Genomic DNA, 25,198 nt, shown 5'->3' on the forward strand with positions numbered 1-25,198 from the left:
GTACGGCGCCGCGGCGGGGTACGGCACCGCAGCGGGGTACGGCGCCGCGGCGGGGCACGGCGCCGCGGCCCTGCCGGGTCCGGACGCTCAGGCGCCGGGCATCGCCGGAGCGACGGAAGCCGGCTCCGTAGCCTGCTTGCTGGAGCGGCGGAACCGCAGCCCGACGAGCGGGCGCAGGAAGGGCACCCGGTAGAAGACCTCGGTGGCCAGCATCGTCGCCGCCAGCGTGCCGAAGAGCACCAGGAAGAAGTTCACCCACGGGCTCAGCGGCAGGCGCAGCATCGGGTACGCCATCACCACCAGCACCACCTCGTGGAGGATGTAGATGGGGTAGGCCCTGTCGCGCATGAACTTGAGCAGGGGGGTCGTCCGGGTGACGAGCGCGCGAGCCCAGCCGAGGGCCGCGAGCATGAGGCCCCAGGCCGCCAGGTACCTGCCCGTCGTCTGCAGCACCATGGGGTAGTTCACCTTGGGCCCCACCAGCCAGGGCGCCGACATGATGGCCAACACCACGAGGGCGGCCACCGTGTACAGCTTGCGCCGGGCCGCCAGGTGGTCCCAGATGCGCGGGCTGTTCCCGAGCAGGTAGCCGATGAAGAAGAACGAGAACATGTGGAGGAACAGCCGCGGGTCATTGACCAGGGCCATGGTGGCCGGGAAGCGGTACAGCACCAGGTTGACCAGCGCCACGGGGATGAAGAGCAGCCAGACGTTGTGCCCGCGCAGCAGGAACGCCTCCAGCCGGACGCGGAAGGACTCCGCCTTGGGACCGCGCATCCACCTGAACAACGGCAGCAGCAGCACGTTGAAGAGGAACAGGTAGCAGAGCAGCCACAGGTGGTGCCAGCTCAGGCTGCCCGCGGGCCACGGAACGAACTCGAACACGGACGGGTAGAAGTCCAGGTAGCTGCCCTGGAAGGTGCCCTTGGCCAGCCGCTCGATGTAGATCTGCGGCGGGGAGATGAAGAACACGCCGAACAGCAGCGGAATCAGGAGCCGCTTCGCCCGGTCCCCGATGAGCCCCTTCGCCGTGCGGGTGCGCAGCGCATACGCCGTGGCCACGCCCGAGACGACCATCAGCAGCGGCAGTCGGATGAACTGCGGATAGAAGATGGAGAACTTCAGGGAGTCGATGGTGACGGGGGCCTTGAGGAGCCACCAGACGGGGCCGAAGACGAGGGCCACGTGGTGGAAGTGCACGCCCAACAACGCCAACACGCGGATGCAATCCAGGTCGGGGCGGTACTCGTTGGCCGGTGCCTCGGGACGAGGCTCGGCGACGGGCTGCGGTTCAGCGCTCATGGTTGCGGATCCAGACTCGTGGAAAAAGTGCGCTGGCGGAAGCCGGGCACTCAGCGAAATGAGTCGGAAAGCTATCTGATTCGCAACAATTCCGGCAATGCCACCCCCCCGCCCCCCCTGGGAGCGTCGCGGAGGGGTGGGCCCCCAGGAGGGGGCGCTGGAAGGCGGGACGCTTGACAGGAACCGCGCCCGGGCGCGCGTGCGCCCGGACGCGGCGGAAGGGAGGGCCTCAGTGCGCCGGGGACAGGAACACCGGCCTGCCACCCCTGCCACCCTCGTCACCGTCGAGGATGCCGTCGAGGTCGCGGTCGATGCCGATGCGCGGGCCCGAGCCCAGGGGCGTGCACGTGTAGGTCAGCACGCCGTTGCTGGCGACGATGGCCGAGCGGAGCAGCGCGTCCGGCAACCGGGGCAGCACCCGCCGGTCTCCCACGAACTGGCCATCTCCCAGGTAGAGGAAGCCCAGGTCCTGGTTCAGGGCGCGGCCCTTCGCCACCAGGTCGCACTCCCCCGCGTTCGCACGCGCCAGCAGCATGTTGATGCGGGGGGCCACCACGTCCTGGTTGTCCGCCGTGAGCGTCACCTGCTGGCCCACGATGGGCGCCAGGTTGGTGTCGAAGGCCAGCATGTACTGCTCCAGGTTCCGTTTGATCTGCGCGCCCTCGGGCGTGCGTGGGATGCCCAGGGGGTTGAAGATGTTGAGGTCGAACGCGCCGCTGAACTGGAACAGCGTGGGAATCGTTCCATCGCTGTTGTAACCAAAGCCGCGAATCTGCTCGCCCATGAAGGGGGTGGGGGGCGTCGCGCCGGTGGGAATGGCCACGCCGAACATGCCGACCTTCTGGTACACGTTCCGCAGGTGCGGAACCCTGGGGAACTGCCGCGCCGCGTCGAATGACGAGCGGCCGTCCGTGCCGAAGAAGCCCTTGAACTGCCCCGCGCTGGGATTGCCGTTGGGGTTGGTGACGTGGCAGGTCTCGCACGAGCCGTTGACGGCGCTCGGGACGTCGAAGAAGAAGTCCCGCCCCGCCTGCTGCGCCGGCGTCAGCGAGTTGTCGAGGTTGCGGATGGGGTTGGGCGGATAGGAGATCTGCAGGGCGAAGTCGGTGAACTTCTGCATCTCGGCGGTGGTGAGCTGCGCGCTGCGCCCGATGAGGTCCATGAACGCCGGGTTGAACTGCTTGAAGGCCGCGGCCTCGTTGAATGCTCCGTCGTCGGGCTGGCTGCTGGGGCCGTCAAAACCGCCGTTGCGGTCGCCGCGCCAGTGCATGGGGCCGTGGTTCGCCATGCCGCGCAGGCTCTGTGTCACCATGGGGCCCTTCATCGGGTGGAACGAGGTGTTCTGGCCGAAGGTGGGGTCGTCACCGAACTCGGGCAGGATGGGGACGACGGGGCTGGGGTTGGCCTTCACCTGGCCATCCGGGTTGCCCAAGTCCCAGGCGAGGCTGTCGAAGTCGCCGAAGATGTGGCAGCTCGCGCAGGACGAGTCGCCATGGCTGGAGGTGTTCCGGGCGTCGTAGAGGAAGGGGCGTCCCTCCACCACGCTGGCCGGCTCGGGGTTGTACATGGGCACGTGGGCCACCTCCTGGCGCGTGGCGGTATTGACCACGGAGATGGAGTTGTCGAAGCGCGTCAGCACGAACAGGCGCTGGCGGGCCTCGTCCAGCACCACGCCGGTGGGGCCGCCGCCGCTGAGCTGAATCTGGTCCTCCGTGCTCGGCAGGAAGGTGTCGGTCTCCAGCGCGGCCGTGGAATAGACGCCCAGCTTCGAGGAGCCGAACGCGGCGACATAGAGCGTGGCGCCGTCCGACGTCACCGCCATGCCCATCGGCTGGGCGAGGCTGCGCTCGCTCTCCACGTTGGGCGTGGGCGCGCAGCAGACGTCGTAGTTGATGTGCTTGTTGAGGTGGCGCGGGGTGACGCCCTCCGGGCCCAGCACGGTGATGCGGCTCTCGTGCAGGTGTCCCCGCAGCGTCTTCCCGGCGAAGATGCCCGGCCCTTCGAAGCGCAGGTCGTTCCGGGCCTCGGTGTTGCTGACGTACACCTTCCCGCTCACCGGGTTGACGGCCATGTTGAAGAGGATGGTGCCGACGCCGGAGTGGAAGCCCTCGGCGCCCGGCAGCTGCGCCGGCGGGTTGGCGTTGGCGGAGATGGTGAAGACGTCCTTGTCCGGCAGGGAGAACCGAATCCGGGAGGTCCAGGAGCGGTTGAGCACGTCCACCCAGTTCTGGCCGTTGTGCTTGACGATGAGGGAGACCTCGGGGGCCGGAATGCCCTCGAAGTTGATGTTGGGCCCGGGGCCGCCGCCGGCCGCCTCGCCGCCGTCACGCACCAGGGCCTCGTGGAGGACGGTGGTGCGGTTGCCGGAGTGGAACGCCGCCGCGTACACGTGCGAGCCATCCGGCGACACCGCGAGCGCGCGCGGCGTGTCGGCGAACAGCGAGATGATGGTGAGCGGGGTGCCGCCGAGCGAGGCGCCCAGGTTGTCGGCGTCGAAGACCCAGACGTCGGCCCGGCCGATGCCCGGCGTGGTGAGCTGCGGGTCGAACGGGGCGTTCTGGCCGCGGTGGGCGGCGGTGATGAAGGCGCGCGTGCGGCCCGGCCCGGCGAAGACGATGTCGCGGGGCTCATCACCGACGAGCAGCGTGCGCACCACGGTGCCCCCCTTCCGGTTCGGGTCGATGCGCACGACGCTCACGCTGTCGGAGAGGTGGTTGACCACCCAGACCTCCTCCTGACTCCGCACGGCGACCGACACCGGCTCCAGGCCCACCGGCACCGAGGCCCGGTGGATGAGGACGCTGTTGTTGACCTGGAAGAGCTCCAGGCGGTTGTCCGGCGTGTTGACGGCGAACAGGAGCTTGCCATCCGGAGACAGCGCGAGCGGCCGGACCTGCCCGCTCTCGAAGAGGGTGAACGGCGCTGCCGCCGGGGTGGCCGTGGCTGCGGCGCCGGTCAGCAACACGGCGGCGATGAGGACTCTCGACAGACAACGACAGCGCTGCAGATGTGTGGAAGCCATGGTTTCTCACGCAAGGGTTTGCCGGCACGCCCATCGCCCGCGCGCGGATGCTAATGTCCAAAGGTGAATTTCCGTAAATCGATTATTTACGCGGATTTCCGGTGCTCTTTCCGGGCACGGGAAAGAGGGCGTGGCGGCAGCGGCGAGGGCGTCCGGCCCGGCCGCTCCCTCGCTCCGGGGCTGGCTCTGGCACAGAGGGGAGTGTGCTACCCTGGCTGCCCCAGGACGCGACCTGGCCGCAGGGAACGAAGCGCATGTTCAAGGTTCGAGCAGAGCAGTTGCAGGCGATGCGCCAACTCATGGCCGAGCAGTTCATGGAGCAGATGGCCACGCACCTGCGCGAGGTCTTCCCCGAGGAGACCCAGCCCTGGAGCGAAGAGAGCCTGCTGAAGCACGTCACCGAGGCGGCGGAGCGCGCCTCGAAGTACGGAGTGGTGCTCGAAGGCGACGTCCAGCGCTACCTCGAGTGCGCCGTCCTCTACGGTTGGAACTTCGACCGCGCGCCCGAGTGCGCCTGGGCCCGCGCCATTCTCGAGGACGACAGTCTGGACGGCGTGGCGAAGATGGATGCCCTTGAGGAGTACCAGGCCGCGCAGCTCGGCGGCCCGGCCGCGGAGAACGAGGAACGCCATGCCTGAGCAATACACCGTCCAGAAGGGCGACAACCTCTACAACATCGCCAAGAAGAAGGAGGTCTCCTTCAACGAGCTGAAGGCGAAGAACACGTACCTCAAGGCCCGCAAGCCCCCCTACCGCATCAACCCGGGGGACAAGCTCGCCCTGCCTCCGAAGAAGCTCGGCAAGACGGCGGTCGGCGCCACCACGCAGCCCTGCCCGTACTGCAAGGCCGAGGAGCTGAGCATCCAGAGCTCCGACACCGAGAACACCAACAAGAAAATCACCGTGGACCTGGTGAAGCACGCCCAGATTGGCCACGGGCCCCACGTCCTGCAGGTGATTGCCAGCAGCTACAAGGCCGACACGCTGATCTTCGACGTGAAGGGCAAGTGCAAGAACGGCAAGCCCTCGAAGTCTGGCCAGTCCGCGAAGTGCGAGGTGGACGTCCGTCCGAACTCGCAGGGCGCCTGCCCCACCGTGTTCGTCACCGGCTCGAGTGTCCAGGTGGACCAGCCGAGCCCCGCCAAGGTGAACATCTACTCGTCGCGCACGGACCCCTGCGACGAGGACTTCATCGACTTCTTCAAGCGGGTGCTGGTGCCCAACTCGTACCCCGAGGTGTACGCCGTCAGCACGCGCACCTGTTCGCACAAGGCGGGCACCCAGGTCATCGTCCAGGCGTTTCCGGAGAGCTCCTGGAGCGGGAAGGTTTCCGTCGGCTATTCCTACAACACGTACAAGCGCAGCAACTTCGTCCAGAACCAGGAGTGGAAGAAGCTGAAGGTGGACGGTGAGTGGGGCTTGGACGGTGAAATCGAGGTCAAGTACGACAAGCGCACGTGGACCCTGGGCGCTTCGGCCACGCCCCAGGGCGGGCACCAGAAGAACAATGCGCTGACCCGGCAGCTGTTCGGCAAGGCGCAGGCCTTCCTGAACAAGGTGGCTCCCATGCTGGGAGACATCAACTCCGACTACGGCAAGATCAAGATTCTCTGGCCGAAGCTGGAGTTGAGCGGCGGCGTCACCAACAAGGAGAAGGACTTCAGGGTCCTCACCGAAGGCAACGTCAAGGTCGCCTTCGCCCCGCTCATCGGCGCGTCGGGAGAGACCGACATCCTGAACTGGCTGATCCGCATTGCCGGCGACGCGGCCGGCGGCTTCGGCACGCTCCTGGTCAAGATAAAGAGGCGCGCCGCCGAGGGGTACGAAGGGGACCTCGTCAGCGCGAAGGCCGACGTCTCCATCCTGCTCACCGTCGCGGGGAAGGTCGAAGGCGCGCTGGAGTGGAAGAGCGACGGGAAGGGGAACTGGAGTCCGTCGGGCGAGGTCGTGGCCAAGCTCGCCTTCGAAATCAAGGGAGAGGCCTCGGCCGAAGGGACCATCTGGATATTCAGCGCCGGGGCCGGCGCCAACATCGGCGCCAAGACGGAAGTCGGGGGCAAGCTCTCCGCCGAATCGTCCGACAAGGGCCCGAGCATGAAGGGACAGCTCTTCTTCTCCGGCATCACCTGCTACTACGCCTACTATTACCAGGCCGGGGTCTCCTCGACATCGAACTCGAAGTTCCGCTCCAAGCCCAAGAGCAACTTCAAGGACTCGACGACGAAGGAATACGTCGTGGTGGAGCCGGCGAAGTGGCCGAGCGAGAACAAGCCCGTCCCCCTGAAGGATGGCAGCGCGTGAGGGCGGCCGGGCTGCTACTGCTGCTGTGCCTCCTGGCGCCGCAGGCCCATGCCGGCAAGCCTCCCTCGCGAGCCAAGGACACAGGAACCCCGAGCATGCTCAAGGACAAGCCCTACCTGGTGGTCGAAGTGAACATGTCGGGATGCGCCTATGACGTCCGGTTGAACGACGTCCCGCTGGTGAGCGACGAGCGGGGGCTGCCCGTCGTGGCGGACATCCCGGTCAACCACTGGGCCCGGGCGGGAGAGAACATCCTGTCGATGGAGCTCAAGCCGCTGCCCCAGGGCGCAGCGGAAGGCGTGGCCCCGCGGTGCGGCGCCACGCTGAAGGTGCACCGGAGCGGCGCCCCCGCCAAGACGGCCCAGCCCATTGCCAGCCTGCGCTTCTCCGGCAAGCTCCAGGAGCCCGCCGAGGGCATCCAGGAGAGCTCACCCGCCGGCCGCTTCGCCGACCGGGCGGGGTTCCCCGCCGACAAGGAGGAGGGCACGGTGTTCGTCGGAGAGGTGCTCGCGACGCCGCCCCAGAAGGGGCGCGGCGCGGTGCTGCGCCGGGGCATCACCCTGCCCGTGGCGCTGCCGCGGTGGAACTGGTTGCAGAGCGACCTCATCCCCGCCAACAGCGAAACGCGCCAGGAGCTCATCGCCGAGTACCAGCGCATCTGGAATGCGGTGAACGGGAAGAAGGTGTCCCAGGTCCTGCCCCTGTTCGCCGAGAGGAATCAGGAGCTGGCCATCGCCTTCAACACCACCGAGGCGGAGATGGCGCGGAAGCTCTCCCGGCTGGAGAAGACCGCGGTGGACCCCGACATGTCGCTCTTCCCGCTCGAGCCCGAGGACTCGGAGCTGGTGGTGTTCGGCAACGGCCGCCTCGCGAAGCTGACCCGCTGGGACGGGATGCCGATGATTGGCTTCAACTTCGCGGACGACAGCGGCTCGGAGGCCTTCGACATCATCTACCGCAAGTCGGGCGGCAGGTGGATCATCACCCGGTAGGCGCAGCCGCCTTGAACCGCAGCAGCTCTCCCTTCCGGCCCTCCAGCAGGAAGCCGCCCAGCGGGCCGGTGAACTCAGCCCGCTCCGCGGGCGTGCACGTCGGCAGGAAGGCCCGCAGCACGCGCGGGTCATAGAACCGGAAGTAGAGCTGCTCGCCCGAGCTCTCATCGAGGACCGTGAGGAACTTGCGCAGGTGGCGCCGCGTCTCCTTGAACGGCAGCCGGGACGTGAGGAAGACGCCCCAGCTCTTCCCCCACCCCTCGCGCACCAGCGTCCCGAGCAGCTCCGAGTCCCCGGGCAGGTGCACGAGGTACGGTGCCACCTCCGCCAACTCCAGGCCCTCGGGGCCCTCGTAGAGGGACGCGTACGACTGGCCCGACTCCTGGAGGAGCTTCAGGACCCGCTTCTCCCGGGCCGCATCGAGCACCGCGAAGAGCGGCTCGCTCTCCGCGCGAATGGCCGCGAGCACCTTCTCCTGCGAGGACATTTCCAGGTCTCCTACAGGTCCTTCTCGCAATGCTGGCAGAACGGGACGCCCGCGACGGCCGCCAGCTTCAGCGCCTGAATCTGCGTGGAGGCAGGGGACTTCGCCGCGTCCAGCTTGACCTTGGAGCCCTTGAGCTTGATGTCCGAGCCGTCCAGGGTCAGCGTCTTGGCGGAGAGCGTGACGTTGCCCGACTTCTCGACGGCGAGGACCTGCTTGCCATTGACGATGAGCAGGAGCTTGTCGGCCTTCAGCTCGAAGCTCTTGGCCACCCAGTCCACCGGCTCCTTCGCTTCCAGGTGGAACTTCGCGCCGACCTTCTCCGTGGAGTCCGTGCCCACGATGAGGGAGACCTGCCCGGTCACCTCCACCTGGTAGTCGCCGGAGACCTTGGACTGCTTGTCCTTGCCAATGGTCTCCTCGCGGCTGCCGACGATGTACTCCGTGTGCGCGGCGCCGATTTCCATCGAGCGCAACGCGCCCGTCGCCTCGTTGTAGGCCAGCCCCACGTTGACGCTGTAGCCGCCGCCAATGGTGGTGGCCTTCGCCGCCATCACGGTCTCCATGACGGCCTGGTCCGCCATCACGGTGAGCGTCTTGCCCACCGTCATCGACTGGTCGCCCTTGACGGCTTCCTCATGCTTGCTGCGGCTGAGGGTGTCGCGGTTCTGCTGCACCAGCAGGGACTGGTTGCCCTCGATGACGCTCACATCGCTCTGCTTGACGAGCAGCTCCTGGTTGCCCTCCACGGTGCGCTTGCGGTCCTTCTTCACCAGGAGGTCCTCGAAGCCGTGCACCGCCTGGTCCTTGTCGTTCTCGGTGAGCAGGTCCTCGTCCTTCTGGGCGTGGGTGAAGACCTCCTCCTCCCCGGCGACGTCCTCGATGCGCACCTCGTTGAAGCCATTGCTGCCCAGGCTGGAGGCGCTCTTGCGCGTCGACTTCGTCTTCTCGTCCGGCAGCGCGTACGGCACCGCGTTGGCGCCGTTGTAGACAGCCCCCGCCACCAGCGGCCGGTCCGGGTCTCCCTCCAGGAAACGCACAATCACTTCCTGGCCGATTCGCGGCAGCCACACGTCACCCCACGCAGGGCCTCCCCACGGCTGGCCCACCCGCACCCAGCACGACGACTTGTCGTCCCTCTTCCCCTCCCGGTCCCAGTGGAACTGCACCTTGATGCGCCCGTGCGCGTCGGTGTGGATTTCCTCGCCCGCGGGGCCCGTCACCGTCGCCGTCTGCGGGCCGGCAATCTGCGGCTGCGCCGTCAGCCGCCTCGGCCGAAAGGGCACCGCCTTGGGCAACAGGTGGAACTGGTTGCGGTAGAGCCCCTGCAACGACTCGCTGCCGCCCGACACGTCCGGCTGCACCCCTGAGTGCACCACCTCGGTGATGAGGTACTCGCCCGCGAAGGTGCCGTCCTCCGGCGCCTCCAACTCCAGCAGGTAGCCGGGCGTCAGCCGCGGCGCAATCGCCTCGCCCGTCAACGTGCGGCCACCGACGCCCACGGCCTCCGCGCGCACGCTCGCCGCCGCCTTGCCCACCCCCGGCGCCACGTAGCCGGCCGGGTAGTCGTAGATTTCGAGCGCCGCCACGCCGTCGGTGGCCTTGCCCTTGCCGGAGATGTCCATCGCCGGCTTCTCGAAGTCGAAGTCCTTCAGGTGCACCGCGCCGGGCCGCAGCCGGTGCACCACCTCCAGCGCGTAGACGAACTCCCCGTCCACCGCCTCCTTGCCCATGCGCGGGCGCAGCGGCAGCGTCCCTCCCTGCGGCAGCGGCGCGTGCGCGGACGGCTTGTCCCCCAGCACCAGCGTGTGCCCGGCGTCCGTGTGCTCGAAGAAGTAGAAGATGCCCTCCCACTCCATCAGCCGGCTGACGAAGGCGAAGTCACTCTCGCGGTACTGCACGCAGTACTCGCGCGGCGCGTAGCTGCCACTGAGCGCCAGCTTCACCTCCACCCCGCCCTCGCCCAGCACCGCCTTGAGGATGTCCGGCACGCTCTTGTTCTGGAAGATGCGGCTCTTGTGCACCTGGGACAGGCGCCACAGCCTGGGTACCACGTGGGCCCGGTAGCGCCGACGGCCCGTCTTCATCCCCAGCGACTCCACCTCGCGCACCACGCCGTGCACGTAGCGCGAGTCACCGTCGCGCACCGCCAGCGTCACCAGCGCGTCCTTGCCCACCAGGTCCGAGACCACCAGCGGCTCGCCGTCCCGGGTGAAGAAGTCGACACGGAAATCGTACAGCCGGCTGACGCCCTCCGTGCCCGAGATGCCGGAGACACTCAGGTCATCGGGGCCGAACGAGCCGACCTGGACGGAGAACGCAGGTGAATTCTGTCGAGACATGACTTTCCCTTCACCCGCGTCGTGCTACCGCCAGTGCCCGGGATGGAGGCGGAAGGCTATCACAGAGAGCAGGGCGTGAGCCCGGCGGGTACAGCTCAGTTGATGTCAACCGTGCCGGCCTTGATGCGGTGGGCGCCCCGAGCCCGCGTCTCGACGGTGACGCCCTGGATGACGACCTTCCCGTTGCGCCGCAGGGTGATGCTGGCTTCGCCGCACTGGAGGACGACCTCGTCCTGCCCCTCCAGGACGACCCGCCGTCCATCGACGCGGGCCTCGGCTGGAAGACGTGGGGGGACGGGCTCCGGCTCCAGCAGTGCATCCAGCAGCGGCGTCTCGCTGGGCTCATGCAGCAGGGCCATGAGGAAGGGCCGGCGCGGGTCGCCCTTCTCGAAGAGCAGCACCACCCGCTGGCGGGACGCGACGGCGTCCTGCCGGGCCTTTGCGTCGAGCGCCACCGCGAGCTTCGCGGGCACGGGCTGTCCGAGGGGGTTGTCCTCGAAGTCCACGAGCAACCGGCCCTGCGCGTCGAGACCGGCGACCCAGCCCTCTCGGCTGCCCAGCAGGGGCTCCAGCGGGCGGGGACCCTGACCGGGCTCCGGGGCGTCTGACGGTGTGCTCATGAGCGTGCTCCCGCGACGGGCCCGCGTGGACCCGTCCAGACCCTGGAGTCTACCGCCTCCGGGGCCCCCTCGCGATGGGAGCCGCTCAAGCTGGCAGGCGGACGAGCCAATCCTCGTCGATGGGGACGGCCATGCGCACGCGAGCCAGCGGTGGGCAGTAGAGGTAGCGGTCGTGGCTCTGGAGCCCGGCGCGCTCCCCGAGGCGCAGCAGCGCCAGGCCCTCGAACCAGATGTAGCGGTAGGGCGCGAAGCGCTCCACGTCCGTGGTGAAGCTGTTGGCGAGCTTCTCCGTCTGCTGCCCGTGCGCCAGCCGGGTGGCCTCGAAGGCCTTGAAAAAGGCATGGGCGTCCCGCTGCCGCAGGGCATCCACCAACTCCAGTCTCTCCGCGTAGGTCTTCTCCCCGGAGCGCTTCAGCGCCGCCACCAACGCGTCCGTCCGCTCCGGCCCTTCCTCACGTGGGGCGATGAGCTCGCGCAGCAGCACCGCCCAGTCGAAGTCGTCCTCGTACTCGTCGGCCTCCGGCTGCCGCTCCGTGGCCGAGTCCCGGGCGATGCGCCGGGCGAGCTCCCAGTGCCCGGCGGCCACCGCGCCCAGCAGCGGCTCCTGCCAGGTGGCGGGCGGGGGGCACTCACCGCGCGAGCGCAGCAGCGCGAGCAACCGGCGCCAGCTCTCTCCCGCGCGTCCCAGGTTGAGGAAGAAGTCCTTCGAATAGCCGTCCACCAGCAGGCTGGCCACGCCCAGCGTGTGGAAGCCCACGCAGGCGGACATCACGTCGCGCACGAGCTCCTCGCGGGAGGCATCCGGATGGATGCGCCCCAGCAGGAGCTCGAGTGCCAGGGCCGAGTCCTGGCGCAGGCCGCGGAAGTCCAGCTCCATGCGCTAGTAGATATCCATTCCGTCCCAGCCGTCCGCCTTGAAGCACTTGAGGCCCGTGACGCCCTCCTTCGTCAGGACCTCGTACGTGGCCTGGTTGACGAGGAACACGTCACGCTTGCGCGACAACCGGAAGATGACCGCGTCGGGCGGGATGGCCTTCCTGTCCAGCACTAGGTGCTCGAAGTTGCCGATGCGGTCCTTGAGGATGGAGTTCATCACCACCTTGGAGCGCTCCAGGTCCACGGCCTCCACGTGGCCCAGCACCTGGAGCAGGAAGTGCTCCTTGCTGGCCACCTTGCCCTTGTGGTCGAGGATGGTCAGCGGGATGAACTCGCAGTTCTTCGCGCCCTGCGCCTCCAGGATGCGCTTCACCTTGGCGGACACGATGTGGCAGCCGAAGGTGTTGGACATGAAGTCGAGGACCTTGCGCCGCTTGGGGAAGTCCTCCGAGAAGCGCACGGTGGACTCGGACGGGAACAGCGCTGCCGCGGGCTCTGCCTCGTCCAGCTCGAAAGCCTCGGGCCCGTCCGGCGGCAGCTTCTCGATGACGGCGCTGGTGTAGTCGGTCTTCAAGACCCAGTAGTCGGTGTCTGCCATCAGCTCAGCACTCCAAAGGGAAAGAGGGACTTGCCCCTCGCGAAGGAGACGAACGGCCTCGCGGTCTGGGTCCCCTTCAGGGCTTCCGGGACGACCGCTGCGCTGATCTTCAGAATGCGGTTGAAGAGCAGCTGCTCCTTCTTGGTCAGTTCGTTCAGGACGTCCGCGAGCACCGTCTTGTGGTCCTTGGGGGGCTGCGCCTTCTTGACCTGTTTGGCCAGCGCCTTGAGGGAACTCACCACCGAGGCGATCTCCATCTTCACGACCTCGGTGTACGCAGCGTGGTTGCCCTTGTGCTGGACGAGTTGGTGCATGGGCACGGCCCAGGAGCAGGCCGGGGCGACGATGCCATTGTGCCCGTTGTTGACGTCGTAGCCCGACTTCTGGAGCAGCTGGTACTCCATGTCCCCCAGACTCTTCTCCGTGAGCAGCTCGTGCGGGATGAGGTGGTGGGCCGTCCACTGGTAGGGATACCAGGAGCCCGTCAGGTAGAAGTTGTCCTTCTCCGTCTTGTGCTGGTTGACGTTGCTGAGCACGAAGCGCCTGGCGTCCTTGTTGTACTTCGACGGCGAGCCCTCACGGGGAAACGCCATCGCATCCTTCCACTTCTTCTCGTCGCTCAGCGTGTCGTACGACTTCTGGCTGATGAGGCCCGAGGCCAGCGCGCCGTCCAGCACTTCCTTCCCGTAGTCCGGCCGCTTCGCGTAGTGGTCTCGCCCGTTCTTGCTCAGCTTGCCCTGGTCATGGGTGTAGGCCGCCGTCCGGTACTTGTGGAAGCCGCGCAGCCGCCGCCGGTGGGCGATGTCGGGAGGGCAGTCCTCGGCCTGCTTCTCCCCCTCCTGCTTGTCCTTCTTCAGCTCCTCCATGAGCTTCGCCGGGTAGTCCACGTCGTCCAGCTCGGGAAACAGCCCCGGCTTGACGGACAAGTCCTGGTTGAAGATGGCGCTCTCACCCGTGCCCAGCGGCTGCTTGGTGAAGTTGTCGCTCTTCTTCGCCTTGCTCATGACTCGTGTACCCCGCCACCCGCTCAGGTGGCCGTGGACGCCAGCAGCACCGCCGCGCGCTCGCCGCTCTCGTCGGTGGACAGGATGATACCCGCTCGGGCTGGCGCGTACCCGCGCTCCAGGGCCCGGACTCCCAGCGCCCCGGAGGCCGCGAAAGTCCAACTCCATGCGCTAGTAGATATCCATCCCGTTCCAGCCGTCTGCCTTGAAGCACTTGAGGCCCGTGACGCCCTCCTTCGTCAGGGCCTCGTACGTGGCCTGGTTGACGAGGAACTCGTCGCGCTTGCGCGACAGCCGGAAGATGACCGCGTCGGGCGGGATGGCCTTCCGGTCGAGCACCAGGTGCTTGATGTTGCTGATCTCGTCCTTGAGGATGCGGTTCATCACGACCTTGGAGCGCTCCATGTCCACGGCCTCCACGTGGCCCAGCACCTGGAGCAGGAAGTGCTCCTTGCTGGCCACCTTGCCCTTGTGGTCGAGGAGGGTCAGCGGGATGAACTCGCAGTTCTTCGCGCCCTGCGCCTCCAGGATGCGCTTCACCTTGGCGGACACGATGTTGGAGCCAAAGGTATTGGCCATGAAGTCGAGGACCTTGCGCAGCTTGGGGAAGTCCTCCGAGAAGCGCACGGTGGACTCGGGCGGGAACAGCGCCGCCACGGGCTCTGCCTCGTCCAGGATGTGGGCCTCCGGCCCATCCGGCGGCAGCTTCTCGATGACGGCGCTGGTGTAGTCGGTCTTCAGCACCCAGTAGTCGGTGTCTGCCATCAGCTCAGCACTCCAAAGGGAAAGAGGGACTTGCCCCGCGCGAAGGAGACGAAGGGCCTCGCGGTCTGGGTCCCCTTCAGGGCTTCCGGGACGACCGCCGCGCTGATCTCCAGGATGCGCTCGAAGAGCAGCTGCTCCGTGTCCGTCAACTGCCCGAGGACGTCCGCGAGCACCGTCTTGTGGTCCTTGGGGGGCTGAGCCTTCTTGACCTGGTCCGCCAGCCTTTTGAGGGCTTTCATCACCGAGGCGAGCTCCTTCTTCACGACCTGGGTATACGCGGCGTGGTTGCCTTTATGCTGGACCAGCTGGTGCATGGGCACGGCCCAGGAGCAGGCTGGGGCGACGATGCCATTGTGCCCGTTGTTGACGTCGTAACCCGACTTCTGGAGCAGCTGGTACTCCATGTCCCCGAGACTCTTCTCCGAGAGCAGCTCGTGCGGGATGAGGTGGTGGGCCGTCCACTGGTAGGGATACCAGGAACCCGTCAGGTAGAAGTTGTCCTTCTCCGTCTTGTGCTGGTTGACGTTGCTGAGCACGAAGCGCCTGGCGTCCTTGTTGTACTTCGACGGCGAGCCCTCACGGGGAAACGCCATCGCATCCTTCCACTTCTTCTCGTCGCTCAGCGTGTCGTACGACTTCTGGCTGATGAGGCCCGAGGCCAGCGCGCCGTCCAGCACTTCCTTCCCGTAGTCCGGCCGCTTCGCGTAGTGGTCTCGCCCGTTCTTGCTCAGCTTGCCCTGGTCATGGGTGTAGGCCGCCGTCCGGTACTTGTGGAAGCCGCGCAGCCGCCGCCGGTGGGCGATGTCGGGAGGGCAGTCCTCGGCCTGCTTCTCCCCCTCCTGCTTGTCCTTCTTCAGCTCCTCCATGAGCTTCGCCGGGTAGTCCACGTCGTCCAGCTCGGGAAACAGCCCCGGCTTGACGGACAAGTCCTGGTTGAAGATGGCGCTCTCACCCGTGCCCAGCGGCTGCTTGGTGAAGTTGTCGCTCTTCTTCGCCTTGCTCATGACTCGTGTACCCCGCCACCCGCTCAGGTGGCCGTGGACGCCAGCAGCACCGCCGCGCGCTCGCCGCTCTCGTCGGTGGACAGGATGATACCCGCTCGGGCTGGCGCGTACCCGCGCTCCAGGGCCCGGACTCCCAGCGCCCCGGAGGCCGCGAAAGTCCAGCTCCATGCGCTAGTAGATATCCATCCCGTTCCAGCCGTCCGCCTTGAAGCACTTGAGGCCCGTGACGCCCTCCTTCGTCAGGGCCTCGTACGTGGCCTGGTTGACGAGGAACTCGTCGCGCTTGCGCGACAGCCGGAAGATGACCGCGTCGGGCGGGATGGCCTTCCGGTCGAGTACCATGAGTTTGAAGTTGCCGACGCGGTCCTTCAGGATGGAGTTCATCACCACCTGGGAGCGCTCCATGTCCACGGCCTCCACATGGCCCAGCACCTGGAGCAGGAAGTGCTCCTTGCTGGCCACCTTGCCCTTGTGGTCGAGGAGGGTCAGCGGGATGAACTCGCAGTTCTTCGCGCCCTGCGCCTCCAGGATGTGCTTCACCTTGGCGGACACGATGAGGGAGCTGAAGATGGTGGACATGAAGTCGCAGACCTTGCGCCGCTTGGGGTAGTCCTCCGAGAAGCGCACGGTAGCCCCGGGCGGGAACAGCGCCGCCGCGGGCTCGCCGCGGTCCAGGACGTAGGCCTCCGGCCCCTCTGGCGGCAGCTTCTTGATGACGGCGCTGGTGTAGTCGGTCTTCAGGACCCAGTAGTCATTGTCTGCCATCAGCTCAGCACTCCAAACGGAAAGAGGGACTTGCCCCGCGCGAAGGAGACGAAGGGCCTCGCGGTCTGATTCCCCCGAAGGGCTACCGAGACGACCGCTGCGCTGATCTCCAAGATACGTTCGAAGAGCAGCTGCTCCTTCTTGGTCAGCTCGTTCAGGACGTCCGCGAGCACCGTCTTGTGGTCCTTGGGGGGCGTCTGCTGCTTGACCTGGTCGGCCAGGTCTTTGAGGGAACTCATCACCGACTCGATCTGCCGTTCCACGAACTCGGTATACGCGCCGTGGTTGCCTTTATGCTGGACCAACTGGTGCATGGGCACGGCCCAGGAGCAGGCCGGCGCGACGATGCCATTGTGGCCGTTGTTGACGTCGTAGCCCGACTTCTGGAGCAGCTGGTACTCCATGTCCCCGAGACTCTTCTCCGAGAGCAGCTCGTGCGGGATGAGGTGGTGGGCCGTCCACTGGTAGGGATACCAGGAGCCCGTCAGGTAGAAGTTGTCCTTCTCCGTCTTGTGCTGGTTGACGTTGCTGAGCACGAAGCGTTTGGCGTCCTTGTTGTACTTCGACGGCGAGCCCTCACGGGGAAACGCCATCGCATCCTTCCACTTCTTCTCGTCGCTCAGCGTGTCGTACGACTTCTGGCTGATGAGGCCCGAGGCCAGCGCGCCGTCCAGCACTTCCTTCCCGTAGTCCGGCCGCTTCGCGTAGTGGTCTCGCCCGTTCTTGCTCAGCTTGCCCTGGTCATGGGTGTAGGCCGCCGTCCGGTACTTGTGGAAGCCGCGCAGCCGCCGCCGGTGGGCGATGTCGGGAGGGCAGTCTTCGGCCTGCTTCTCCCCCTCCTGCTTGTCCTTCTTCAGCTCCTCCATGAGCTTCGCCGGGTAGTCCACGTCGTCCAGCTCGGGAAACAGCCCCGGCTTGACGGACAGGTCCTGGTTGAAGATGGCGCTCTCACCCGTGCCCAGTGGCTGCTTGGTGAAGTTGTCGCTCTTCTTCGCCTTGCTCATGACTCGTGTACCCCGCCACCCGCTCAGGTGACCGTGGACGCCAGCAGCACGGCGGCGCGCTCGCCGCTCTCGTCGGTGGACAGGATGATACCCGCTCGGGTTGGCGCGTACCCGCGCTCCAGGGCCCGGACTCCCAGCGCGACTCCCAGCGCCCCGGAGGCCACCCCGGTCTCCCCGAAGCCCGCGGCGGTGTACCAGACGTCGAAGGACTCCCAATGGGGCGGATCCGCCCGGAGCAGCGTCTGGAGCGTGCCCCACTCCATGGCCCGGAGCTCCTCGCCGTTGTGGTCGCTCACCCAGAAGGGCTCGCCGGCCTCGCCGGGCAGGAACGGCCTCAGCGCGCGCACGCACGAGGCCAGCGCCCGGGCGTCACCCGGGGCTTCCGCGGGCCCCTGCCCCAGGCTCACCGCCTCCACCAGGGGACGGCCCCGGGGCAGGTCGGCCGGGGTGCGGCCGGGGACGCGCAACAGCAGTGCCACGCCCGCCTCGCCCGGAGTGAAGCCCACCGGCTGCTCCTCGGTCTTCAACCGCGCCTGGAGCAGGAGCGTCTCCAGCAGCCCCGCGTCCAGCAGGCTGTCCACGGACGCCACCACGCAGCCCCGGCTGGCGCTGCCGGCCATCCAGGCGCCGGCGGCCTGGAGCGCCCGGGCAAACCCCACGTGTCCGCCGCCGAAGAAGTGCCAGGGGCCTCCGGGCCAGGGCCAGCCCAGGTTCTCGAAGGTGATGGACAGCACCCGCCGCCCCAGGGACTCCAGCCGCCTGGCGGCGTTGCGCTCCAGCTCCGGGGACACCGCCATCCCCAGCTCCAATGGGTCCGGCAGGGCCAGGAACAGGGGGGTGTCGCGCGTGAGGGCCCCTTCCGGCAGCCGGGCGCGCAGGTCCTGGAACGTCTCGCAGGCGATGGCCACCAGCCTTCCGGCCGCGGCGAAGCCGAACGTGGCCGACGGCAGGGCGGAGGTCTTCAGCTCCAGCCGCGTGTTCTCCTCGCCCGCGAAGTAGTGGAAGTCCCGCGCGCCCTCGAAGCGGTCCAGCCCCGTGCGGAACGCCGCGCAGGCCTGGACGAAGGGCCCCAGGGGCGAGCCCATGCCCACGGCCTCGACGAAGGCGTGGACGCGCTGGGTGACGGCGGGCTCGGCGGCATTCGGGGTGGGGGGCATGGCGGTGCGCTCGCTCACGAGTCCAGCAGGGACGAGTAGGGCTGCTCCCCACGCGGAGCGAAGCCCTGGACCACCGCCAGCCGCCGGTGGCGCCGGAAGCTGAAGTCGCGCGCGGAGACGATGTGGCGGCCACGGCTCCGGATGGCCAGCTCCAGCGCCAGGGCGGACCAGCGCCGCGCGGGCGCCGTGGCGAAGGACTGGAGCAGCGCCGTCGCGGAGAAGGGGACGCCCGCCAGGTGGCGCGTTCCGGGTGCGAAGCGCCGCTGCTCGCGCTGCCGGGCCCACCAGGCACGCGCGACCTCGGGGACCGCTCGCGGCAGCGTCTGCTCCACCTCCGGCAGGAGGGGCGCGTCGGGGGACTCGTCCGGCGGAGGCTCCTCCTCCGAGAGCAGGTGGGCGTCCACCAGGGGGAACCCGGTGATGGCGTTGAAGGCCTCGGTGGCCAGCCGCGCCACGCCGGCGTCGTCGCCCTCCAGCAGCGGCAGACAGGCCTCCGCGGCCTCGGACCGGCCACCATGGCCCAGCGCCCAGACGGCGTCCGCGCGCGCGAGGGGCTCGCCCAGCAGCTCCATGAGCAGCGCCTGCTCCTGCATGTTCCCCCCCTGCGCCAGCAGCAGCAGCGGCAGGCGGCCCGGCTCGCCCCCGGCCTCCACCCGCTGCCGGCAGCCAATCCACGCGGCGCGCAGCCCGAGCACCGCCCCGGACGCCAGGGCCGCGTCACGGACGAGCGGCTCGGACGACTCCAGCGCCTGGGCCCAACGGCGCAGCACGGGGGCGGCGAGCGCGGCCCCCGTGAAGGGCAGCACGCGGCACGCCGCGGCCACCACGGCGGGCTCCGGGTGCTCCAGCCAGGGCTCGAGCGCCACGGAAGGCACGCGTCCGTGCGCCGCGAGCACCTCCAACGCCACGGCGGCCACGGCCGGGGCGGTGTCTGGCGTGAGCAGCGCCACCAGCCCCGGGAGCACGTCCTCGCGCCCGCAGAGCTCCAGCGCCCGCTGGAGGCCGGGCAGCGACTCCGGCGGCCCTTCCGTCAGCGCGGCCAGGACGGCGTCACGCCCGGCGGTGCCCTCCTGCTGGAGCAGGGCGAGCGCGGCGGCGCTGACGCGCAGGGGCGCGGAGCCCGCGAGGGCGGGCAGCAGGTAGCGCCGGGACACCTCGCCTCCGCCGAGCGCCAGCGCGTCCACGTGCGCCAGCAGCCGCGCCTCGCGCTGCGCCACGTGGGAGAGATACCGGTCCGGTGCCGTGAGCGCGCCCTCCCATTGGGCGGCGACGTACTCCGCCTCGTCGAGATGGACCTCGTACAGCTCCCAGTGGGGAGTGACCTCCGGGTACGCCATGGCCGCCTCACTCCATGGCCAGGTCGAGCGCGGAGACCGGGCCGTCTTCCAGCAGCACCAGCATGCCCTCGCGCCGCTCGGCGGCCTGCTGGAAGTACTCCACCAGCGCCGCGTAGGACTCCTGGAGCGACGGAAGGTCCTGCTCCGTCCACGGCTCCAGGTGGTCGAGCTCCTCGGCGAGCTTCGCGAAGCCGGAGTCCTCCATCTGCTCGGCGTCGAACCGGGAGGCGAGCTCCAGGGCCGTCACCTTCGCCAGCTCCGCCGCGGCCCGGCGGACGTCGTCGGGGGACAGATACCAGGCCTGGCCGTCGAGCGGCGTCGGCTGGCCCACCGCCTCGTCGATGGGACGGGCCGAGGCCTGGATGGCCACGAAGGGCACGCCGGGCTCCGCCGCCTCCTCCATGGCGCCCAGGAGGAAGCGGAGCGCGTCCACGACGTCCTCCTGGAGCGTCAGCCCGCGGAAGGCCTGGCCCCCTTCCGCGTCCTCCTCGTAGAGGACCGGGGAGGTGGGGACGTCGAGCCCGGTCTCCGGCTCGCTCCGGAGCTGCTCCCAGTCATTCTGGGGCAGCGCGAGGAACAAGCAGTTGGCGCTCATTTACGAGGCTTCCCGCAGCAGGGGCACTTGGGTTTCTCCTCGCTGCCGGGGAGCGCCACCACGGGGGGCTGCACCACGGGAAAGGGCGGAGTGTTCTTGTCGTTGTGCAGCATCAGGTCCAGCGCGCGCGCGACGTTCTTGCCCTCCGCCTTCACGTCGAAGGAGAAGTTGACGAACTCGGCCTTGCCCTTGGTCTTGCTGGATGCCACCCCGCCGCCCGCGGTGCCGGCCTCGTCCCCCGTGCTGGTGCTGAAGTTCGAGTCCTTCACGCACAGGGGCTTGCCCGCCACCGTGACGGAGTCGGCCGTCTTGTCGGAGTCCGAGGACTTCGCGACGTTGGGATAGGGGATGGGAATGGGGCCAGCCGGACTGGGCGTCTTGCAGACGTCCGGGAAGGCCATGGTGACGCCGTTGCTGTCCTTCGTCACCACGGAGAGCTTGTTGACACCGACGGTGTTCGCCATGGTCGGCCTCGGGTGGGCGTGGAACGCCCAGTCTACACCATCCGGATGTCGATGCTCCGGACGTCATGGGGCCCCCTGTCCAGCGGGACGTGCCCCCGCCAGAGGAGCCTCACCTGGTGGGTCTCCATGTCCAGGATGACCGTGTCCAGGTGCATCTCCGGGGAGATGGCCCCGCCCAGGCGGACGGTGACGGCCGGAGGCGCCTGGCCGGGGAGCGTGAAGGCGAGCCGTCCCCGGGGCGAGGCGTTCACCAGGACGACGGCCTCGTCTCCCTTGAGGTAGCCCGGAGCGACGAGGCCCGGCGCGGCGGCGTTGAAGAAGCGCCGGTCGAAGTCGCCGGGCAGCAGCGGCTTGCGCGCCTTGTTCCACGCTTCGTCATACGTCCCCGCGAACTTCGCGCGCGGCTGCCAGTGGGGCGCGGTGAAGCCGACGCCCACGGGGGTGACCCGCTGTCCGAATTCGCGCAGCGGCTCCGCCGGGTCCTCCAGGTTGGGCAGCTTCAGTCCCTCCTCGAAGTGGCGCGGGCTGGCGCGGAAGCCGACCCCCACGGGGTTGCGCGGCTCGAAGGCGGGCCGGGCCGCGTCCGTCCTGTCCCACCCTCCGAAGGCGCGCTCCCAGGTGAGGGGCAGCTTGTCGAAGGGCAGCGGCTTCGTCGCGGCGATGTGGCCCATGCTCCGGAACCAGGTGCGCTCCCCCAGCACCCGGATGGCCTTCTTCAGGGGGCCCACCTGCAGCGCCACCAGGGCTTCCCTGGCGCCCTTCTCGGGAGGGTACGCGTGGCCGACGAGCGCCACGTCCGTGGCCGGCTTGAAGAAGGCCCCCTCCGGCTCGAGCTTGTAGCTGGACTCGCCGGGCGCGCCCCAGTGCTTGCCACCGAGGTCGACCGGGACCTGCTTCTCCGACAGGTGGAGCCCGTCCTCGCGGAGGTCGTAGGTGGCCTTCACCACGAGTACGAGCAGCGGCTGGCCGTCCTCGTCCGCGACGTACACCTGCTCGAAGGCAAGGGGCGTTTCGTTGTGGAGTTCCGCGTGTGGCACGCTCGTGGCCCTCCCAGCGTGCATATCATGGCGAGGGATGGGCGCGAGCCCATGTGAAGGGGGCTCCGGTGCAAGCCTCCAGCACTGAGCGGAGGGCCTGGTGCGTCACGGCTCACGCCGTACGCGCGTAGCGCATCACCCAGTTCGTCTCCCAGGTCCTGCCGCCGTCAGGTGAAAACGCCTGTTCCCATTGCGCGGACGTGGGAGTGATTTTCGAGAAGATGCCGCGCACCTTGATGGGCCTGCCTTCGAACGTATCGTCGGACAGGAAGGTCCCCACACCGTTCGCGAAGGTGCCGATGATGGGCACGTCGAGCTTGTGCGGATGGCGCGCATCCAGGTTCCAGTCGGCCCAGGTCTTCGTCTTCGCATCGAAGGCGCGCAGCCCCAGCCCGCGATGGACGCCGTCCGGCCGGTTCACCACACGCTCGTTGATGTTGGCGACGCCTCCGAGCAACGGCCAGACGCGGCAGGTGCCGTCGAACTCCTGCCACTCGTTGTTATTGGCCAGTCGCTGCTTCAGGCGTCGATGCCTGACCGTCCAGGTGCCCAGGAAGAAATCGAAGTCACCGGGGCCGCTCGCGCCCTCGGCCCTGCCGTCGCCGACGCTCGGACCGGCGGCGCTCACGGTGTCGAACGGCATCAGGCTGGAAGCGGTGGCGAGCAGCGACAGCTGCAGAATCCGGCGGCGATGGGGGTCTTGTAGCATCGGCTTGCTCCGTGCTGCGAGGGATTGGCGTTGCTCGTGGGGCCAGATTGCGCGCGGCGCGGTGAGGCGGGAAGGGCCACTTACCGGGGAAGCTGGAGGCCACTTCACGCACTCGTCGGGCGTGCCCCGCGCCTGCGTCACCTTCCGCCGCCGCAGTCGCGAATCACCTCGCCGCTGTCGAATGACTGCTGATTCCAGGCCTCGCGGAAGCAGCCGAGCGGCTCGGCGTGGCGGAGTCCGGAGTCCTCAGGGCGTCGCGGGGTTGTCCCAGATACTGGTGAAGGCGGCGCCGAAGTAGATGCGCGCCGCGCCGCGGTCATCGAAGGGCACCGGCGACATCGCCACGAGGCAGGAGGTGTCCGGCGGCGCATGCGGGTTCTGGATGAAGCTCGCCGTGACCAGGTGTCCGCAGCTGGGGTTACCCGGCAGCGTGGTGGGCGAGTTGAAGCCGACGCTGTGCCCCACGTGGGTGAAGGTGACGAAGGTCTGGTTCGGCGCCCGGTAGCGCCGCGCCGCGACGAGCGCCGACTCGTGGCTCGTCATCGGGTCCAGGGTGCCGTTCATCATCAGCAGTGGCACCTTCACCCGGGGCCACCGCGTCGCGTAGTGGCTGGAGTACTTCGGCCACCGCACCGAGATGTCGGCCCGGTCCACGCCCCAGTCCAGGCTGAAGGTGGCGGACTCGGCGCGCTGGCGCAGGGTGGCGGGGCTCGGGGCGGGTGACTCCCAGAGCTCGGAGAAGCTGATGTTGGCCTCCAGCACCTGGGAGAAGCCATGGAGCTCGAAGGGCTCGAAGTAGAGGTTGAGGAAGTATCGCAGCGCCTGGACGTCGGCGGGCGCGCAGCGCTCCAGCCGGTAGGGGATGGCCAGCGACAGGACGCGCAGACGCCAGGTCATGAACATCCCCGCGAGCGACTTGCGCAGCAGCGGGCGCGTGAAGCCCGACTCGGCGCAATGGCCCTGCGCCACCCTGTCGGAGATGGCCTGGATGCGCGCCCACGGGTCCGGTCCCAGCCGCGCACGGCAGCCTGAGTCCTGGGCGCACAGCGCCGCGTAGCCCCGGGCGGCGGGGTCGAACCCGAGGTCCGTCCGTGACACGAAAATCTCTCCCGGAGACACCACGGAGTCCTGGATGACGCCGTCCGCCTGCCGGGGAAAGAACTCCAGATAGCGCCACGCCCAGTAGGTTCCATAGGACAGGCCGTAGAGGAAGACGCGCTGGTTGCACCCCCGAACGCGCTCGATGAGCGTGCCGAGGTCCATAGCCGCCTGGCTCACGTTGAAGTGGGCGAGCTTGTGGCCCCAGCGCGCTCGCACCTCGGCGAGGCAGTCCGGCCACTCCTCCGGCGACAGCTCGCTGCCATTCGGGCTCTCCAGCTCCTCGCCCGCGCAGGTGAGCCCGACCGAGTTCCCGGTGCCACGGTGGGCGGGGAAATAGAGGTCCACTCCGGGCAGGACCGCCGCGAGCCGCTCCGCCTGTCCGAGGTACAGCCCCTCCCCGGAGCCGCCCGGGCCTCCGTCGAGAATCCACAGCTGGGGCGCGTTGGGAACGCCGGACAGCTTGCGTGCGACGAAGATGGGGAGGACCTCTCCGCGGGGGCGCTGGTGGTCCAGTGGCATCGCTACCGTCGCGCACTCCGCGCCCTCGTAGGACTCCGGGCACGGGCCCCAGACGACGGGCTCGCTCCCGCGTCGCTCCGCGAGGTCCTCCTGGGCCAGCGCAGGGGCGCCCAGCCCCATCACCAGACAGACTCCCGCTGTCCTCGATACCGCTCTCGCGCTCCAGGCCATGGCCACCTCGCGTGAAGACCGGCCGCGCTCACGGCCGGTGGGTGAAGGCCGGCATCATCTGAGAGCGGGAGACGTCGGTCCAAAAGATGCTTTCCGGCCAGGAGCCGGAACTGAATCTCGATTGCATCTGTAGTAGCGATTGCGCGAGATTGGGACCTTTGCCCGCGGGTGGACGTGTCTGGCAGGCGAACATGACCGCCCGGCTGACAGACGTCCTCCGCAAGCAGCGGCACCTCCCCGCGATGGGAAGGCGCCACCGGCGACTGGGACGTCGCCGTGCTCGCCTATGCCGCCGCGAGGGAGTCCGCGTGTGCCGTGCCCGTCCAGGCCACGCCCCTGCGTGGCCCTCATGCCCCCATGGACGTGGCGGACAGCGCCCGCACCAGCGGGCGCCTCGCCCCTAGTTCGCCTTGGCGACGGTGAAGTTCTGCCCGTTGTTGTTGTTCCAGGTGCGGTGGCCGGCGGCGTCATCCACGTAGATGGCGTACTCGAGGGTGGTGAAGGTGAGGTTGGGAGGGATGTTGAAGGCGCCCCGCCACACCTCGTCCTGGCTGCCATAGGCGTTGGACTGGTTGGTCTGCCAGGAGAGCGTGCCCCACTGGACGGTCTGCCAGTGGTCCCAGGTGTAGACGACACCCACGGTGTGCCCGGGCGCCACCGGCCACACCCCGGTGTTGAGCTCGAATTGATGGAAGACGTAGCCCCCTCCCGCGCCCACCACGGGCACGCTCGCGTTGATGACCCACGTCGTCTCCGCGACGGCCACGGCGGGCAGGAGCAGGAACAGGGCGGCGGACAGGCTTCGGAGATGCTTCTTCATGAGGGCTCCCTTCGGTGGAAGCGCCCACCTTGGAGCGCGCGTTCCGGGAACTCAAGCCCCCCGAATCCGCATCGCACGGCACGCGTCATCCCACCGCATTCCGCAGTCAGCACCGAGCCGACCGGCTGGCCGACCGGCCGCGCGCGGGCGGGCGGCGAAGGGTGAGCTTGAAGCCGCGAACAGAGGTCCCCAGCTTTGGGGCATGGCCA

Annotated in this window: 23 protein-coding genes; 3 read left to right on the plus strand and 20 right to left on the minus strand. The window is 68.5% G+C overall.

Annotated elements, in window-relative coordinates; translation table 11 throughout:
- Positions 1-87: 87 nt before the first annotated feature.
- On the minus strand, positions 88-1,302 hold the full coding sequence (locus ACX9TP_RS40015) for an acyltransferase family protein (protein WP_482975941.1): 1,215 nt from the start codon (positions 1,300-1,302) through the stop codon (positions 88-90).
- Positions 1,303-1,531: 229 nt separating this feature from the next.
- Complete coding sequence (locus tag ACX9TP_RS40020) at positions 1,532-4,324, minus strand: YncE family protein (protein WP_482975942.1); 2,793 nt, start codon at positions 4,322-4,324, stop codon at positions 1,532-1,534.
- A gap of 254 nt (positions 4,325-4,578) precedes the next feature.
- On the opposite strand from ACX9TP_RS40020, the gene ACX9TP_RS40025 reads away from it, so the two are divergent.
- The 3 genes from ACX9TP_RS40025 (at position 4,579) to ACX9TP_RS40035 (ending at position 7,617) form a co-directional block, all read left to right on the plus strand.
- Positions 4,579-4,962 (plus strand): hypothetical protein, encoded by a 384-nt coding sequence (locus tag ACX9TP_RS40025; RefSeq protein ID WP_482975943.1) that lies wholly within the window; start codon positions 4,579-4,581, stop codon positions 4,960-4,962.
- A complete protein-coding gene (locus ACX9TP_RS40030) occupies positions 4,955-6,625 on the plus strand; it encodes a LysM peptidoglycan-binding domain-containing protein (protein WP_482975944.1) in 1,671 nt (556 codons plus the stop codon). Before ACX9TP_RS40025 ends, ACX9TP_RS40030 begins: the two co-directional genes overlap by 8 nt.
- A gap of 95 nt (positions 6,626-6,720) precedes the next feature.
- A complete protein-coding gene (locus tag ACX9TP_RS40035; protein WP_482975945.1) occupies positions 6,721-7,617 on the plus strand; it encodes a hypothetical protein in 897 nt (298 codons plus the stop codon).
- On the opposite strand, the gene ACX9TP_RS40040 is transcribed toward ACX9TP_RS40035, so the two are convergent.
- The 18 genes from ACX9TP_RS40040 to ACX9TP_RS40125 form a co-directional block, all read right to left on the minus strand.
- A complete protein-coding gene (locus tag ACX9TP_RS40040) occupies positions 7,607-8,104 on the minus strand; it encodes a DUF4123 domain-containing protein (protein WP_482975946.1) in 498 nt (165 codons plus the stop codon). The genes ACX9TP_RS40035 and ACX9TP_RS40040 overlap by 11 nt on opposite strands.
- A gap of 11 nt (positions 8,105-8,115) precedes the next feature.
- A complete protein-coding gene (locus tag ACX9TP_RS40045) occupies positions 8,116-10,443 on the minus strand; it encodes a type VI secretion system Vgr family protein (protein WP_482975947.1) in 2,328 nt (775 codons plus the stop codon).
- 95 nt (positions 10,444-10,538) lie between these two features.
- Positions 10,539-11,063, minus strand: coding sequence for a DUF6484 domain-containing protein (locus ACX9TP_RS40050; RefSeq protein ID WP_482975948.1), 525 nt, complete (start codon positions 11,061-11,063; stop codon positions 10,539-10,541).
- Between the two features lie 85 nt (positions 11,064-11,148).
- Positions 11,149-11,940: a hypothetical protein gene (locus ACX9TP_RS40055; protein ID WP_482975949.1), complete on the minus strand. Its 792-nt coding sequence runs from the start codon at positions 11,938-11,940 to the stop codon at positions 11,149-11,151.
- A 3-nt stretch (positions 11,941-11,943) separates the two neighbouring features.
- Positions 11,944-12,537, minus strand: coding sequence for an imm11 family protein (locus ACX9TP_RS40060; protein ID WP_482975950.1), 594 nt, complete (start codon positions 12,535-12,537; stop codon positions 11,944-11,946).
- Entirely contained in the window at positions 12,537-13,541 is a 1,005-nt protein-coding gene (locus ACX9TP_RS40065) for an AHH domain-containing protein (protein WP_482975951.1), read from the minus strand. The genes ACX9TP_RS40060 and ACX9TP_RS40065 overlap by 1 nt, the downstream gene beginning before the upstream one ends.
- Positions 13,542-13,712: 171 nt before the next feature.
- Complete coding sequence (locus ACX9TP_RS40070; protein WP_482975952.1) at positions 13,713-14,306, minus strand: imm11 family protein; 594 nt, start codon at positions 14,304-14,306, stop codon at positions 13,713-13,715.
- Positions 14,306-15,310 carry an AHH domain-containing protein gene (locus ACX9TP_RS40075; protein ID WP_482975953.1) on the minus strand — a complete coding sequence of 335 codons (1,005 nt, stop codon included), beginning with the start codon at positions 15,308-15,310 and terminating at the stop codon, positions 14,306-14,308. The genes ACX9TP_RS40070 and ACX9TP_RS40075 overlap by 1 nt, the downstream gene beginning before the upstream one ends.
- A gap of 171 nt (positions 15,311-15,481) precedes the next feature.
- Positions 15,482-16,075, minus strand: coding sequence for an imm11 family protein (locus tag ACX9TP_RS40080; protein WP_482975954.1), 594 nt, complete (start codon positions 16,073-16,075; stop codon positions 15,482-15,484).
- Positions 16,075-17,079: an AHH domain-containing protein gene (locus tag ACX9TP_RS40085; RefSeq protein ID WP_482975955.1), complete on the minus strand. Its 1,005-nt coding sequence runs from the start codon at positions 17,077-17,079 to the stop codon at positions 16,075-16,077. The genes ACX9TP_RS40080 and ACX9TP_RS40085 overlap by 1 nt, the downstream gene beginning before the upstream one ends.
- A 23-nt stretch (positions 17,080-17,102) precedes the next feature.
- A complete protein-coding gene (locus tag ACX9TP_RS40090; RefSeq protein ID WP_482975956.1) occupies positions 17,103-18,236 on the minus strand; it encodes a hypothetical protein in 1,134 nt (377 codons plus the stop codon).
- Between the two features lie 14 nt (positions 18,237-18,250).
- Positions 18,251-19,573: a TIGR02270 family protein gene (locus ACX9TP_RS40095; RefSeq protein ID WP_482975957.1), complete on the minus strand. Its 1,323-nt coding sequence runs from the start codon at positions 19,571-19,573 to the stop codon at positions 18,251-18,253.
- A 7-nt stretch (positions 19,574-19,580) separates the two neighbouring features.
- Complete coding sequence (locus ACX9TP_RS40100; protein WP_482975958.1) at positions 19,581-20,168, minus strand: DUF1877 family protein; 588 nt, start codon at positions 20,166-20,168, stop codon at positions 19,581-19,583.
- Positions 20,165-20,632 carry a DUF4150 domain-containing protein gene (locus tag ACX9TP_RS40105; RefSeq protein ID WP_465829714.1) on the minus strand — a complete coding sequence of 156 codons (468 nt, stop codon included), beginning with the start codon at positions 20,630-20,632 and terminating at the stop codon, positions 20,165-20,167. Before ACX9TP_RS40105 ends, ACX9TP_RS40100 begins: the two co-directional genes overlap by 4 nt.
- 32 nt (positions 20,633-20,664) lie before the next feature.
- Positions 20,665-21,669, minus strand: a complete 1,005-nt coding sequence (locus ACX9TP_RS40110; RefSeq protein ID WP_482975959.1) for a DUF2169 family type VI secretion system accessory protein — start codon at positions 21,667-21,669, stop codon at positions 20,665-20,667.
- A gap of 112 nt (positions 21,670-21,781) precedes the next feature.
- A complete protein-coding gene (locus ACX9TP_RS40115) occupies positions 21,782-22,378 on the minus strand; it encodes a hypothetical protein (RefSeq protein WP_482975960.1) in 597 nt (198 codons plus the stop codon).
- A 246-nt stretch (positions 22,379-22,624) separates the two neighbouring features.
- Positions 22,625-24,121 carry an alpha/beta hydrolase family protein gene (locus ACX9TP_RS40120; protein WP_482975961.1) on the minus strand — a complete coding sequence of 499 codons (1,497 nt, stop codon included), beginning with the start codon at positions 24,119-24,121 and terminating at the stop codon, positions 22,625-22,627.
- A 448-nt stretch (positions 24,122-24,569) separates the two neighbouring features.
- On the minus strand, positions 24,570-24,989 hold the full coding sequence (locus ACX9TP_RS40125; RefSeq protein ID WP_482975962.1) for a hypothetical protein: 420 nt from the start codon (positions 24,987-24,989) through the stop codon (positions 24,570-24,572).
- Positions 24,990-25,198: the final 209 nt, after the last annotated feature.

Source organism: Pyxidicoccus sp. M15 (assembly GCF_056858435.1).